A 14,792-nucleotide genomic window follows, 5' to 3' on the forward strand; every position below is an offset into this window, starting at 1 on the left:
TAGGACTCACATATGCCCATACCCCGACGATCGGGGGCCAGTCGGTGAAAGCGGCTCCGTTCGACTATCAGGCCGCCCGTTCCGTGGACGAGGCCGTCGCACTGCTCGACGAGCACGGCGCGTCCGCGAAGGTGCTGGCCGGCGGGCAGAGCCTGTTGCTCGACCTGCACTACCGGCGGCTCCGTCCCGCCCTGCTCGTCGACGTCAACGGCGTGGAGGAGCTGGCCGGGCACGGCGTCGGCGACGGACGCCTGGTGCTGGGCGCGCTCGTGCGCCACGCCGAGCTGGAGCGGCCGGTGGTCGAGGATCCGGTCGGAGCGCTGCTGGCACGGATCGCGCCCTACGTGGCGCACCCGCCGATCCGGGCGCGCGGCACCTTCGCCGGCAGCATCGCCTGGGCGCACCCGGCCGCCGAGTGGTGCGCGGCCGCGGTCGCGCTGGACGCCGAGATCGGGCTCCACGGGCCGTCGGGGACGCGCGTGGTGGGCGCCGCGGACTGGTTCCGCGGACCGCACAGCACGGGCCGCACCGCCCAGGAGCTGGTGACGGAGGTACGGCTGCCGCTGCTCGGCGCGGGGACCGGGATCGGGTTCACCGAACACCGGCGCACCCACGGCAGTTTCGCGCTCGCGGCCGCCGTCGCCGCCGTACGGGTCGCCGAAGGCCGCGTCGTCTGGGCGAGGATCGCGATGGCCAACGCCGGACCGGTGCCGGTACGCGCGGCCTCGGCGGAGCGGGTACTGGCCGGACAGCCCGTGGCCTCCTGCGACGAGGCGGTGGGCGAAGCGGGGACGATGGCCGCGCACGAGGCCGATCCCCGGCCCGAACCGCACTGCTCGGTCGAATACCGGCGGCACGTGCTCGCGGTGCTCGTCCGGCGCGCCCTGCGCCAGGCCCTCGACTCGGCCGGCGACCAGGCTACGCGCCCACCCGCGGAAAAGGGGTAACCGGCATGAAGACAACGGAGGTGACGCTGTGGGTCAACGGTGATCGTCACCACATCGACGTGGAGCCCCGCGACAGCCTCGCCGACACGCTGCGTGACGACCTCGCCCTCACCGGGACCAACCTCGCCTGCGAGCACGGCGTGTGCGGATCATGCACCGTGCTGGTCGACGGCAGGGCCGTGCGCTCGTGCCTGCTGCTCACGGTGCAGTGCGCCGGCCGGTCGATCCGCACGGTCGAGGGACTGGCCGATGACGGAGGGTTACATCCGCTGCAGGCGGCGTTCGCCGCCGAGCACGGGCTGCAGTGCGGCTTCTGCACGCCCGGTTTCCTGATGCTCTTCGCGGGCGCGCTGGAAGAGGACCCGATGCTGGACCACGATGAGCGGCGTCTGGAGGAGACGCTCGCCTCGAACCTGTGCCGCTGTACGGGCTACGTCAACATCAGGCGTGCCGTCCTGCGGGCCGCCCGCGAGCTGCGCGGCGAGGCCACGCCCGGCGAGTGACCGAACGGCGCCCGCCGCCACGGGTGAGCTGGGAGATCATGCTTTCGTCGTATCCCGGCCTCCTTTCACCGGCGCGGCAGTGCAAAGCTGGTATGACCGGATCACCAGGCCGGCACGCGGTCTGCGGCCGGTTCTTTCTTGGAGGTACGTCGTGGCGGACGAATTCGATGTGATCGTTGTCGGGGCCGGCCCCGCGGGGGAGAACGCGGCGGCTCGCGCGGTCCGGGGCGGGCTGAACGCGGCGATCGTGGAGGGGAACCTGGTGGGCGGGGAGTGCTCCTACTGGGCGTGCATCCCCAGCAAGGCCCTGCTCCGCCCGGTCGACCTGATGGGCGAGGTCAGCCGGGTGCCCGGCCTGACCCTGGGCCCGATCGACTCCGGTGCCGTGCTCGCCCGGCGTGACGAGGCCGTCTCATATTTCAACGACGGCGGCCAGGTCGAGTGGCTCGACGGCGTGCCGGTGGAGTTGGTGCGCGGCCGGGGGCGGCTGGACGGCCCGAAACGGGTCCTGGTGACCGCGCCCGACGGATCGACCCGGCTGCTGACCGCCAGGCACGCGGTCGTGCTGGCCACCGGAAGCCACGCGGTCATCCCGCCGATCCCCGGCCTGGCCGAGGCCGCGCCGTGGACGAGCCACGAGGTCACCGCCACCAAGAGCGTCCCGAAACGGCTGGTCGTGCTGGGCGGAGGCGTGGTGGCCTGCGAGATGGCCCAGGCCATGCACGGGCTCGGCGCCGAGGAGACGACGATGCTGGTGCGCGGCGGGCTGCTCGACAGGGTGGAGCCGTTCGCCGCGGAGTTCGTGGCGCGGTCCTTCGCCGAGGCCGGCATCGTGGTGCGCACCGGCGTGCAGGCGACGAAGGTGGAACGGCCCCGGCCCGGGGGCCCGCTGACCGTCCACCTGTCCGAGGGCCCGCCCATCGAGGCGGACGAGCTGCTGGTGGCCACCGGCAGGCGCGCCGCGAGCGACGATCTCGGCCTGGACACCCTCGGCCTGCCCGCCGGGCGCCCGGTGGAGGTCGACGACAGCATGCGCGCCACCGCGGTCGCCGACGGCTGGCTGTACGCCGTGGGCGACGTCAACGGCCGCAACCTGCTCACCCACATGGGCAAGTACCAGGGCAGGGCGTGCGGTGACGTCATCGCCGCACGGGCCAAGGGTGAGCGCGACGACCTTCCCTCCATGCGCGACGTGGCGGGCGGGTACGGCGCACCGCAGGTGATCTTCACCGACCCGCAGGTCTGCGCGGTCGGCCGGACCGAGGCCGCCGCCCGCGCCGAGGGATTCGACGTGCGCGTGGTCGAGTACGACCTGGGCCGGGTCTCCGGCGCCTACCTGCTCGGCGACGGCTACCGGGGCCGGGCCAAGGCCGTCGTGGACGAGCGGCGGCGCGTCCTGCTGGGCGTGACCTTCGTCGGCCCCGGGGTGGCCGAACTGCTGCACGCCGCGACGGTCGCGGTCACCGGCGAGGTGCCCCTCGACCGGCTCTGGCACGCGGTGCCGTCCTTCCCCACCGTCAGCGAGATCTGGCTGCGGCTGCTGGAGGAGTACGGGCTCTGACGAGCGAGACGGCGCGCCTCCCCTCCGCCTCGGCCCGCCCGGTCGCCTCGCGTCCGTGAGCGGGTCGGGATCGGTGGCTCAGGGCGAGGTCGCCGATCGGGCGGACGTCGTGTCCGGCGTTCTCCGGAACGCGGGAAGATGCGTCAGCGTGGCGCCGCCCTCTCAGGAGTGGAGCGCGGCGCCCGCCCCGGTGCCGTCAGTCTTTGGCGATCGCCCGGCTGATCACCAGGCGCTGGACCTGGTTGGTGCCTTCCACGATCTGCAGGACCTTGGCCTCCCGCATGTACCGCTCGACCGGGAAGTCCTCGACGTAGCCGTAGCCGCCGAAGATCTGGACGGCGTCGGTGGTGACCTTCATGCACATGTCGGTGGCGAACAGCTTGGCCATCGCCGCCCGCGTGCCGTACGGCCTGCCCGCGTCGCGCAGGCGGGCGGCGTCCAGGTAGAGGGCTCGGGCGGCGGCGATCCGGGTGGCCATGTCCGCGAGCATGAAGCCGATTCCCTGGAAGTCGACGATGCGCGAGCCGAACTGCCTGCGCTCCTTGGCGTAGGCGGTGGCGGCGTCGAAGGCGGCCTGTGCGACGCCGACGGCGCAGGCGGCGATGCCGAGCCTTCCGCCGTCCAGGGCGGCCATCGCGATGCGGAACCCCTCCCCCTCGGCGCCCAGGAGCGCGCCGGGTGCGAGCCGTACCCCGTCGAAGCGGACCTGCGCCGTCGGCGAGGACTTCATGCCCATCTTCCGCTCGGGCTCGCCGAACGACAGGCCCGCCGATCCTGCGGGCACGTGGAAGCAGGAGATGCCGCGCCCGCCGGTGCCGGAGGTGCGCGCCATCAGGGTGTAGAAGTCGGCGGCGCCCCCGTGGGTGATCCACGCCTTGACGCCGTCCACGGTGTAGCCGTCGGCGTCGCGGGCGGCGCGGGTGGTCAGTGCCGCGGCGTCGGAGCCGGACTGGGGCTCGGACAGGCAGTAGGCGCCGAGCAGCTCGCCGCCGAGCATCTCCGGCAGCAGTGCCTCGCGCTGCTCGGGGGTGCCGTACGCGGCGACGGGGAAGCACGACAGGGTGTGGACCGACAGGCCGAGGCCGACCGCCAGCCAGCCGGCCGCGAGTTCCTCGATCATCTGAAGGTAGACCTCGTACGGCTGCGCCGCGCCGCCGTACTCCTCGGAGTAGGGCAGGCCGAGCAGCCCGGCCCTGCCGAGGGTGGTGAACACCTCGCGGGGGAAGCGCCCGGCGGACTCGTCGGCCGCCGCCCGGGGCGCGACCTCCTTGCCGATCAGGTCGCGGACCAGGTCCAGCAGGTCGTGGGCGTCGCCGGCCGGCAGAACGCGTTCAACAGACATTTCCGCACTCTCCAGGTAATGGGTGCGAACAACAAAAGGGACGACCGGGGTGACCGGTCATCCCGATTGTGGCATCTGTTACACAATGGTGAGTTCGTGAGGTCGGTGGTTGACCCGTTCGCCGCCGTCCTCGGTGCAGATGAGGATGTCCTCGATGCGGGCGCCGTGGAGCCCCGGCAGGTAGATGCCCGGCTCGACGGAGAAGGCGAAGCCCGGCGCCATCGGCTCGGTGTTGCCGGCGACGATGTAGGGCTCCTCGTGGGTCTCCAGGCCGATGCCGTGACCGGTGCGGTGGATGAAGTACTGCCCGTAGCCCTCGGCCTCGATCATCTCGCGCGCGGCGGCGTCGATCGACTCGCACGACACGCCCGGCCGTACGGCGTCGCAGGCGGCCTGCTGGGCGCGCTGGAGCACGTCGTAGTACTTCACGAAGTCGGCCGGCGGCTCTCCCACGCAGTAGACCCGGGTGGAGTCGGAGCAGTAGCCGCCGGGCATCTGGCCGCCGATGTCGACCACGACGGGCTCGCCCGCCTGGATGACCCGGTCCGACAGCTCGTGGTGCGGGCTGGCTCCGTTGGGTCCCGAGGCGACGATGACGAAGTCGACCGTCGCGTGCCCGGACTCGATGATCGCCTCGGCGATGTCCCTGCCGACCTCGCGCTCGGTCCTGCCGGGCCGCAGGAAACCGGCCACCTGGGCGTGGACGGCGTCGATCGCGGCGCCCGCCTTCCGTAGCGCCGCCACCTCGGCCGGGCTCTTGCGCATGCGCAGCTCGCGCAGGACGCTCCCGGCGAGCACCTGTTCGGCGGCGGGGATCGCGTCGCGGAAGCGCAGCGACTGCATCGCCCACATGCGGTCCGCGAGGCCGATCCTGCCGACCTTGCCCAAGCGCGCCGCGACGACCGCGTAGGGGTCGTCGGTCTCGTCCCAGGGGACGAACTCGACGCCGAGCCGCGAGGCCGGGGAGTGCTCGGCCGCGGGCAGCTCCAGACGGGGCACCATCAGGAAGGCCTCGCCCTCGGCCGGCAGCACGAGGCAGGTGAGCCGCTCGAGCGGCAGTGCCTCGTAGCCGGTCACATAACGAAGATCGGGGCCGGGCGTGAGCAGCAGGGCGTCGATTCCGGCGGCTGCCGTCGCCTCCCGCGCCGCGGCCAGCCGGGTAACGGGATAAAGATCAGAGGACTCCGTTGTCGCATCAATCGTCACAGCGACCAATCTAATCCGGGGCGAACGGACATCGCATCCGGCCCTGGAGCGAGGACCGAAAGTCCGGAAAAGCAGCCGGGGAGCCCACCCCAGCACTACAATCCGTTGAAGTACGATCACATTTTGTTGGCAAAATGTCCGTAAGGCCGATGTCTGTAAGGCCACACATTTCGAGAGCGAGCTACATGGTCGGCGTAGTGGGCGGCCACCAGCCACCCCTCCACCCACGAAACGACCGCGTGACCGATTCGGCCCCGTTGACCACAGCAGAGATAGTGCAGCGGTTGCGCGGAGAGCTGGATGAGCACATGGCCGTGGAGCAGCAACTCCTCAGCGCACGACTCGCCCACGCGGCACGCCTGGGCGACATGGGCTGGGCCGAGTGGAATCTCCAGACCGGAGAGTCCATCTGGTCCGATCAGGTCTACACGATTTTCGGCCGCGACCACGAAGAGGGCCCGATCCACCTGCGTGATCTGGTCGGCCATGCCGAGCCGATCGACCAGGCGGGCCTGGACCAGTTGTTGTGGGCCGTCGTGCACCGGTCCGAATCCGGGGAGGTCGAGTTCCGCATCCGCCGCCGGGGAGAGGTGCGCCATCTGCGCGCGGCGCTCGACCCCGTCGCGACCGGCGGGTGCGCCGCCGTGCACGGCGTCATCCAGGACATCACCGGCCGCCGCCGGGCCGAGCGGATCATGTCGGAGTCCCGGAGCCAGCTGCTGGAGGTCCGGGAGCAGGCGGCCGAGGAGCGGCACATGAGCGTGGCCCTGCGCGAGGCGATCATGCCCGGCCTGGGCGCCACCATCGACCTGCCTCACACCCGCATCGCCGTCCGTTACGTCGCGGCGGGCGTCAAGGCCGAGCTGGGCGGCGACTGGTACGACGCCATCGCCCTGCCCGACGGCCGGGTGGTGCTGGCCATCGGCGACGTGTCCGGGCACGGCCTGCCGGCGATCTCCCGGATGGCCCAGCTCCGTCACGCGCTGGTCGGCCTCGCGATGACCGGAGAGTCCCCCGACCGGCTGCTGACCTGGCTCAACGACCTGGTGCTGCACCGGCTGGTGGAGACCACGGCGACCGCGGTGGTCGGCCATCTCGACCCCATCACCGGCGTGTTCACCTGGGGGCAGGCCGGGCATCCGGCGCCGATCCTGGTCCGCGACGGGGTGGCCATCCAGCTCGATCCGCCCAACGGGGTGCTGCTCGGCGCCACCCTCGACGAGCCGTACGACCTGGCGGGGGTGGCGCTGCGGGAGGGGGATCTGCTGCTGCTGTTCACCGACGGGCTGGTCGAGCGGCGCACCCGCGACATCGACGAGGGCCTCGCGCTGGCCCTGGAGGCGGCGGCGTTGCTCCGGGGGGATCTGGACGACGGCCTGGACCATCTCATCGAGCTGATCGGGGGGCCCAACCCCGAAGACGACACCTGCGTGCTGGCGATCGGCGTGCTGGGCTGATCGTCCGAATCCGTCGATCGACGCGTTCGATCGATCGGCGCGCTCGGTTAGTTGGTTAAATGGTCGCCATGCCCGGCCTGATGCTTCTCGACACCCCCTCTCTTTACTACCGCGCCTTCTACGGGATCCCGGAGTCGATGACCGCTCCCGACGGGATGCCCGTCAACGCGATCCGCGGCGTCATCGACATGATCGCCATGCTGGTCAGGGAGCACTCCCCCGCCGAGCTCGTCGCCTGCATGGACGCCGACTGGCGCCCGGCCTTCCGGGTGGCGGCCATCGCGACCTACAAGGCGCACCGGGTCGCCTCCGGCGACGCCGAGGAGACCCCGGCCACCCTCGCCCCTCAGGTGCCGGTGATCGAGCAGGTGCTCGACGCGGTGGGCATCACCCGCCTCGGCGTGGCCGGGTACGAGGCCGACGACGTGATGGGCACGCTCGCCGTACGGGCCTCGGGACAGGTCGACATCGTCACCGGTGACCGGGACCTGTTCCAGCTGGTGGACGACGCCCAGCCGATTCGCGTCCTTTACACCGCGAGAGGGGTCAAGAACCTCCAGCTCGTCGACGAGGCCGCGGTCACCGCCAAGTACGGCATCCCCGGGCGTGCCTACGCGGACTTCGCCACCCTGCGCGGCGACCCCAGCGACGGTCTTCCGGGCGTGCCCGGGGTGGGAGACAAGACCGCGGCGGCCCTGATCACCCGCTTCGGCTCGCTGGAGGCCCTGATCAGAGCCGCGGACGAGGGAGACGAGCTGACCTCGGGCCAGCGCGCCAAGCTGTCGGCCGCCCGCGACTACCTGCGGGTCGCCCCGGCCGTGGTCCAGGTCGCCCGCCACGTGCCGATCCCGGCGGCCGAGCTCACGCTTCCCGCCAAGCCCCGCGACCCGCAGGCCCTGGCCGCCCTGTCCGAGCGCTACGGCCTCGGCAGCCCCCTGGGCCGCCTGTCCACCGCGCTCGAAACCGCGTCGTGACCCTCGACCCGGCTTTGTGACCCCCGACGCCGCGTCGCGCCCTCGTGAACCCTCGACGCCGCCTCGTGAACCCTCGACGCCGCCTCGTGAACCCTCGACGCCGCCTCGTGACCCTCGACGCCGCCTCGTGAACCCTCGACGCCGCCTCGTGACCCTCGGCGCGGCGCCGTGACCGGAGCGCGGTCCCAGAGCGGCCAGTGAACACCGCCGCAAGGAGCGGTAGGTTGCTCACTGTGCCTCATAAGAGCATCCGGGTGCCCGGAGAGTCCCATCCGCGGCTCGACGACGGTTTCGAACGCATCCGCAGGGAGATGAGGCTTCCGGAGGAGTTCCCCGGGGCCGTGATCGACGAGGCCGAGTGGGTCTCCAGGGTTCCCTCGCTTCCCGAGCAGGACCGGACCGACCTCCCGCTGATCACCGTCGACCCGCCGGGCTCCATGGACCTGGACCAGGCCATGCACCTGGAGGAGCAGCCCGGCGGCTACCGCGTCTGGTACGCCATCGCCGACGTCGGGGCGTTCGTCAGGCCGGGCGGGGTGATCGACGCCGAGGCGCGCGACCGGGGTGAGACCGTCTACATGCCCGACGGCCGGGTGCCGCTGCACCCGGCGGTCCTGTCGGAGGGCGCGGCCAGCCTGCTGCCCGGGGTGACCCGGCCGGCCGCGCTGTGGTGCGTCGACCTGGATGCCGACGGCCAGATCGTGGGCGCCGACGTGACCCGCGCTCTCGTGTGCAGCCGGGAGCGGCTCGACTACGACTACGTGCAGGCGGCGGTCGACACCGGCACCGCCGACGGGACCCTGCGGCTGCTGGCCGAGATCGGCCGGCTCCGGCTCACCCTGGAACGGGCGAGGGGCGGGGTCACGCTGCCCGTGCCCGACCAGGAGGTCGTCGCCGACGGGGACGGCTACCACGTGGAGCTGCGCGTCCCGCTGGAGGCCGAGGCCTGGAACGCCCAGATCTCGTTGCTGACCGGCATGGCCGCCGCCTCGATGATGCTGGACGCCGAGATCGGCCTGCTGCGCGTGCTGCCGCCCGCCCCCGCGGAAAGGGTCGCCCAGGTCCGCCGGATGGCCGCCGCGCTCGGGGTGCCGTGGCCGGAGGGCGCCGCCTACGGCGACGTCGTGCACGCCCTGGATCCGAAGGTCCCCGCACAGGCCGCGTTCCTGCGGGAGTCGACGGTGCTGCTGCGCGGCGCCGGATACGTGGCGTTCAACGGCGAGCCGCCCGTCCAGGCGTACCACGCCGCGGTGGCCGCGCCCTACGCGCACGTGACCGCGCCGCTGCGCCGCCTCATCGACCGCTACGCCACCGGGATCTGCCTGGCCATCGCGGCGGGCGAGCCGGTTCCCGAGGACATCCAGAAGGCCATGGACGAGCTGCCCGACATCATGCAGGCGACCGGGCGGCGGGCGAACGCGGTCGAGCGGGCGTGCGTGGACCTGGTGGAGGCGTTCGTGCTGCGCGAGAAGGTGGGCCAGACGTTCGACGCCGTGGTGATCGACGTGGAGGAGAACCGGCCGTGGGCGCAGGTGCAGATCGCCGACCCGGCGGTGGTGGCCCGCTGCGACGGTGAGCGGCTGCCGCTGGGCGAGACGGTCCGGGTACGGCTGACGCGCGCCGACCCGGCCACCCGGGAGGTCCGTTTCAGCCTGGCCTGACCTACGCCGCCGTGCCCGGCCTGACCGTGCCGGACGACTGAGGCCGCGCCCGGAGCCCGGACGCGACCTCGACCTGCGGGAAGTACTACCTCTTCAGGCTCCAGCCCGCGCCCACACCCATCAGGTGCAGCGCGATGCAGAGCAGCCCGGCGATGGAGAGTGTGGCCGCGGTCACGACGGTGCCGACCGCCACTCCGGCGATATCGAAGATCAGGGCGAGCACGAAGAGCAGTGCGGCGACGAGGGCGAACATCCTTACCTCCCTGTGCGGGGGTCAACTGCTTCCACCAGGGGGATGTCCGGTGCGGCAACCCCGGAAACGGTCCTGGAGGCTACGTTCCGCCGCCTGTTCGTCACAGGGTATTGACCGGGCGGTCAGCCAACGGTCCGCGTCGGCGCCCGACGTCACATCCCACGCCGAATCCTGACGTCGGAACCTCACGTCAAGAACGAGTAGGCCACCACCCCGCGTCGCATGGCGTCCATCGCCTTGCCCGCGTTCTGCTTGACCTTGCTGCCCGCGGGAGCCGCGTCGGAGATCTGGCCGAGCAGGTCGAGCAGCTGCTTGGTCCAGCGCACGAAGTCACCTGCGGCCAGCTCGGAGCCGTTGACCCCGTCGCGGAGCACCGCGTCCAGGCTGTAGCCCTTGGCCCAGCGGAAGGCCGCCCAGGCGAAGCCGAAGTCGGGCTCCCTGATGAACGACAGGCCGTGGTCGCTCTCGATGGCCTCCAGGTCGCTCCAGAGCCGGACCATGTCCGCCAGCGCCTTCTGCACGCCACCGGCGGGGACCTTCGGCTGCCGGGCGTCGTCGGACTGCCGGGACTCGAAGACCAGCGAGGACACGCTTGCGGCCAGCTCGGCCGGGTCCAGGTCGTTCCAGAGCCCGGCGCGCAGGCACTCGGCGGTGAGCAGGTCCAGCTCGGTGTAGAGCCGGCCCAGGCGGCGGCCCTCGGTGGTGACGTTCTCGCCGTCGAGGTAGCCGAGCTGGTCGAGCACCCCGCAGACCTTGTCGAAGGTGCGGGCGATGACGTGGGAGCGGCCCTCGACCCTGCGGCGCAGGCCCTCGTTCTCGCGCAGCAGCTTGTAGTAGCGCTCGGCCCAGCGCGCGTGGTCCTCCCGCTCGTCGCAGCCGTGACAGGGGTGCTGGCGGATCTCCCTGCGCAGGCGGAGGATCTCGTCGTCCTCGACCGCGTGGTCGCGTGCCCTGGCCGGCTTGCCGAAGTCGCGATCACCGATCTTGGCGTGTACGGAGGAGATCAGGTTGGCCCGCTCCTTGGGTGAGCGCGCGTTGAAGTTCTTCGGGATGCGCAGGTGCTCGACCGGCTCCACCGGGACGGGGAAATCGGCCGGCGACAGCTTCTTGACCTGCTTGCCGATGGTCAGCACCAGCGGGGACGGGCCCTCGCCCCGGGAGTTGAGCCCCGCGTCGAGGACGATGGCCAGACCGGCGCGGCGCCCGCCGGGGACACGGATGATGTCACCGGGCTTCAGCGCCTCCAGCGAGCGCACCGCCTGCAGCCTGCGGGCCGAGCCTCGCTGACGCGACAGCTCGGCCTCCCGGTCCGACAGCGCCCTGCGCATCGCGGCGTACTCCTGGAAGTCACCCAGGTGGCAGGTCATCGCCTCGCGGTAGCCCTCCAGGGCCTCCTCGGCGCGGCGCACCTGCTTGGCGAGGCCCACCACGGCCCGGTCGGCCTGGAACTGCGCGAAGGAGGACTCCAGCAGGGCTCTGGCGCGCTCCCTGCCCACCTGGCCGACCAGGTTGACCGCCATGTTGTAGGAGGGGCGGAAGCTGGAGCGCAGCGGGTAGGTGCGGGTGCTCGCCAGGCCGGCGACCTGCAGGGGGTCGGTGCCCGGCTGCCACTGGACCACCGCGTGGCCCTCCACGTCGATGCCGCGCCGACCGGCCCGCCCGGTGAGCTGGGTGTATTCGCCGGGCGTGAGGTCGGCGTGGGTCTCGCCGTTCCACTTGTCGAGCTTCTCGATCACTACGGAGCGGGCGGGCATGTTGATGCCCAGCGCGAGGGTCTCGGTGGCGAACACGGCCTTGACCAGGCCCCGGGTGAACAGTTCCTCGACGACCTCCTTGAAGGCCGGGAGCATGCCCGCGTGGTGGGCGGCCAGGCCGCGCTCCAGGGCGTCGCGCCATTCGAGGTAGCCGAGCACGGTCAGGTCCTCGTCGGGCAGGTGCGCGGTGCGCTCGTCGACGATCTGCCGGATCTCGTGGCGTTCGGCGTCGGTGGTGAGCCGGATCCCGGCCTGCAGGCACTGCATGACGGCGGCGTCGCAGCCGACCCTGGAGAAGATGAAGGTGATCGCGGGCAGCAGGAAGTCGGCGTTGAGCCGCTCGATGGCCGCGGCCCGGTCGGGCGGGCCGTTCCTGCGTGGGCGCGCGTAGCCTCGCCGGCCCTTGCCGAACGCCTGGCGCTCCTCGTCCTTGGCGATCCGCAGCAGGTTCGGGTTGATGTGGGGACGCCGGCCGTCCTCGTCGGTCACGAACAGGTCGTACAGGCGGTGCCCGACGAGCATGTGCTGCCAGAGCGGGACCGGGCGGTGCTCGTCGACGATGACGCTCGTGTCGCCGCGGACCTCCCCCATCCACTCGCCGAACTCCTCGGCGTTGCTGACCGTGGCCGACAGGGCGACCAGCCGCACCGACTCGGGCAGGTGGATGATCACCTCTTCCCAGACCGCGCCGCGGAACCGGTCGGCCAGGTAGTGCACCTCGTCCATGACGACGAACCCGAGCCCGGTCAGGGTGCCGGAGCCCGCGTAGAGCATGTTGCGCAGCACCTCGGTCGTCATGACGACGATCGGAGCCTCACCGTTGACGCTGTTGTCGCCCGTGAGCAGGCCGACGTTGTCCGCGCCGTACCGCTTTACCAGGTCGTTGTACTTCTGGTTGGACAGCGCCTTGATCGGGGTGGTGTAGAAGCACTTGCGGCCCTCCTGAAGGCCCAGGTGCACCGCGAACTCGCCCACGACGGTCTTGCCCGACCCGGTGGGCGCCGCCACGAGGACTCCGTCGCCCGCCTCCAGCGCCCGGCAGGCGTCGAGCTGGAAGTCGTCGAGCTCGAAATCGTACAGACCGCGGAACGAGGTCAGCGCCGGCCCACTCTCGGCCTGGCTCTGACGGAAGGCAGCGTAACGTTCCGCTGGGGTCGTCATGTTCTCCAGCCTACCGATATCGGGATTCCGGTCCGTCCGCCGCGGACGGGGAGCGTGAGGTGTATCCGGTCCTGTGGCGCCGCCGATCGCGGTCGGCGGAGCTCCCGGCCGGAGGCACTAGACGAGAACCCTCAGTGCGCCGGGCACGATCTCACAGGTCAACGGGGTGGGGCCGATCCGCTCGCCGTCGGCGTAGGCGGTCACGCCGGGGGCCTCCAGCGTGATCCGGCGGGCGCGCCTGACGGTGACGGAAGGGTGGGTGACGTGGGAGCCCTTGTAGACGCGGGGAAAGAGGCGCAGGAACTCGCTCTTGGGCACGGCGCCGAGGATCGTCACGTCCAGCAGCCCGTCGTCCGGTAGCGCGTCCGGGCAGACGCGCATCCCGGCGCCGTAGGAGGCGGTGTTGCCGACCGCGACCAGCATGGCCTCGCGCTCGATCACCTCCCCGTCGAGATCCAGCCGGAAGGGGATCGGCCGGAAGGAACTCAGCTCTCCGGCCAGCGCGACCAGGTACTTCGCCATGCCGGGCGGCCACGTCATCCGGTTGGCCCGCTCGTTGACGCGGGAGTCGAACCCGCAGCAGACCACCCCCGCGAACCACTCGTCCCTGCCGATCTTCGCGGCGTCGATCGTGCGGACCCGGCCGCCGAGCACGAGATCCGCGGCGGCCAGGGTGTTCTTCGCCGGGACGCCGAGGGCTCCGGCGATGTCGTTGCCGGTTCCGGCGGGGATGACGCCCAGGGGCACGCCGGTCCCCGCGACGGCCTGGACGGCCAGGTGGACCAGCCCGTCCCCGCCGAAGGCCACCAGCGCGGCGGGATCCTCGGCCACGACGGTGCAGGCGCGTTCCAGGGTGTCGGCGGCGGACTCCCCCATGATCACTGATACCTCGGCGCCGCCCTGCCGGAGCCTGGTCAGCACCGGGGCGAGCAGACCTCGCGAGCGGCCCCCGCGAGCGGCGGGATTGACGAGCACAGCGATCTCTCCGGGCACATCCCGGAACTTATCCTCTACCTGCCGGATCGGCGTCGGTCGTTCTCGAATCGATAGCGGACGGATCGTCGACCGGCGTCACGGCCCCGATCGGACTGTCCTCGTCCCCGAGAGGGGAGGCCTCGTCGTCGTCGAGATGGGAGAAGTCCTCGTCCTTCGGACGTCTCCTCTCCCGCAGGTACATGAACCCCTCCGCCAGGGCGAACAGCACCACCATCGGCAGGGCGAGCGCGATCATCGAGAACGGGTCCGTGCTCGGAGTGGCGATCCCCGCGAAGAGGAACATGATGAAGATGACCATGCGGCGGTGCTTGGCCACCACCCGGTGCGGCAGGACCCCGATGACGTTCAGGAAGACCATCAGCAACGGCAGCTCGAAGGAGACGCCGAAAACGATGAGCATGACCAGCGCGTAGCCGAGGTATTCGTCGATGGTGATGCCCGCCATCGCCCCCGGAGGAGCGAACCCGAGCAGGATCGACAGGCCCTTGTCCATCACGACGTAGGCCAGACCCGCGCCCGCCAGGAACAGCGGGACGGCCATGAGAATGAACAGGATCGAGTATCGCTTCTCGTTGCGGTACAGGCCCGGGGTGACGAACCCCCAGATCTGCCAGAGCCAGACCGGCGAGGAGACCACCAGCCCGAACATCGCCGCGACCTTGAGGTTCACGAAGAACGCGTCGAAGACCCCGAGAATCAACATCGTGCACTGCCCGGACCGCAATTCCTGGGCCTGCGGCAGAGCGCAGTACGGCTCGGCGACGAAGTGCCAGATCGGATCGAAGAAGATGAATCCGATGATGATGCCGGCGAGCAACCCGAGCAGGGCGATGACCAGCCGGTTGCGCAACTCACGAAGATGATCCATGAGCGGCATACGGCCCTCGGCCGAGTCGGCGGGCGGTGTCGCCCCGTTCCGGCCCGGCTTGGGCCACTTCAGCAGCGCCATTCGCGAATCCCGATCTGACGAGTCGGAT

At 71.3% G+C, this 14,792-nt stretch carries 12 protein-coding genes; 6 read left to right on the plus strand and 6 right to left on the minus strand.

All coding sequences use genetic code 11. The annotated features are described in order from the left end of the window. Positions 1 to 44 precede the first annotated feature (44 nt). The 3 genes from J2853_RS17820 (at position 45) to J2853_RS17830 (ending at position 3,011) form a co-directional block, all read left to right on the plus strand. Positions 45 to 947, plus strand: a complete 903-nt coding sequence (locus J2853_RS17820; RefSeq protein WP_307559335.1) for an FAD binding domain-containing protein — start codon at positions 45 to 47, stop codon at positions 945 to 947. Positions 948 to 952: 5 nt separating this feature from the next. Next, positions 953 to 1,450 (plus strand): (2Fe-2S)-binding protein, encoded by a 498-nt coding sequence (locus tag J2853_RS17825; protein ID WP_307559337.1) that lies wholly within the window; start codon positions 953 to 955, stop codon positions 1,448 to 1,450. Between the two features lie 151 nt (positions 1,451 to 1,601). Next, positions 1,602 to 3,011, plus strand: a complete 1,410-nt coding sequence (locus tag J2853_RS17830) for a dihydrolipoyl dehydrogenase family protein (protein WP_307559339.1) — start codon at positions 1,602 to 1,604, stop codon at positions 3,009 to 3,011. Positions 3,012 to 3,207: 196 nt separating this feature from the next. Here J2853_RS17830 and J2853_RS17835 read toward each other — a convergent pair whose 3' ends face one another. Together J2853_RS17835 and J2853_RS17840 are read right to left on the minus strand one after the other, a co-directional pair. After that, positions 3,208 to 4,353: an acyl-CoA dehydrogenase family protein gene (locus J2853_RS17835; protein WP_307559341.1), complete on the minus strand. Its 1,146-nt coding sequence runs from the start codon at positions 4,351 to 4,353 to the stop codon at positions 3,208 to 3,210. Positions 4,354 to 4,431: 78 nt separating this feature from the next. Further along, the gene (locus tag J2853_RS17840; RefSeq protein WP_307559343.1) at positions 4,432 to 5,559 is read right to left on the minus strand and encodes a M24 family metallopeptidase; all 1,128 of its coding nucleotides are present in this window, start codon (positions 5,557 to 5,559) and stop codon (positions 4,432 to 4,434) included. A gap of 239 nt (positions 5,560 to 5,798) precedes the next feature. On the opposite strand from J2853_RS17840, the gene J2853_RS17845 reads away from it, so the two are divergent. The 3 genes from J2853_RS17845 (at position 5,799) to J2853_RS17855 (ending at position 9,651) form a co-directional block, all read left to right on the plus strand. Next, a complete protein-coding gene (locus J2853_RS17845; protein WP_307559345.1) occupies positions 5,799 to 7,016 on the plus strand; it encodes a PP2C family protein-serine/threonine phosphatase in 1,218 nt (405 codons plus the stop codon). A 68-nt stretch (positions 7,017 to 7,084) separates the two neighbouring features. Continuing rightward, entirely contained in the window at positions 7,085 to 7,990 is a 906-nt protein-coding gene (locus J2853_RS17850) for a 5'-3' exonuclease (RefSeq protein WP_307559347.1), read from the plus strand. Between the two features lie 233 nt (positions 7,991 to 8,223). Further along, positions 8,224 to 9,651 (plus strand): RNB domain-containing ribonuclease, encoded by a 1,428-nt coding sequence (locus J2853_RS17855; RefSeq protein WP_307568711.1) that lies wholly within the window; start codon positions 8,224 to 8,226, stop codon positions 9,649 to 9,651. 85 nt (positions 9,652 to 9,736) lie between these two features. Here the strand turns inward: J2853_RS17855 and J2853_RS17860 are convergent, their stop codons facing one another. The 4 genes from J2853_RS17860 to tatC form a co-directional block, all read right to left on the minus strand. Then, positions 9,737 to 9,904: a hypothetical protein gene (locus J2853_RS17860; protein ID WP_307559349.1), complete on the minus strand. Its 168-nt coding sequence runs from the start codon at positions 9,902 to 9,904 to the stop codon at positions 9,737 to 9,739. Between the two features lie 185 nt (positions 9,905 to 10,089). Further along, positions 10,090 to 12,819, minus strand: a complete 2,730-nt coding sequence (locus J2853_RS17865; RefSeq protein ID WP_307559351.1) for a DEAD/DEAH box helicase — start codon at positions 12,817 to 12,819, stop codon at positions 10,090 to 10,092. 117 nt (positions 12,820 to 12,936) lie between these two features. Beyond that, on the minus strand, positions 12,937 to 13,812 hold the full coding sequence (locus J2853_RS17870; protein ID WP_307559352.1) for a diacylglycerol kinase: 876 nt from the start codon (positions 13,810 to 13,812) through the stop codon (positions 12,937 to 12,939). A gap of 10 nt (positions 13,813 to 13,822) precedes the next feature. Then, positions 13,823 to 14,764, minus strand: coding sequence for a twin-arginine translocase subunit TatC (gene tatC / locus J2853_RS17875; protein WP_307559354.1), 942 nt, complete (start codon positions 14,762 to 14,764; stop codon positions 13,823 to 13,825). Positions 14,765 to 14,792: the final 28 nt, after the last annotated feature.

The sequence above is a fragment of the Streptosporangium lutulentum genome, assembly GCF_030811455.1.
GTDB classification, from domain to species: Bacteria; Actinomycetota; Actinomycetes; order Streptosporangiales; family Streptosporangiaceae; genus Streptosporangium; species Streptosporangium lutulentum.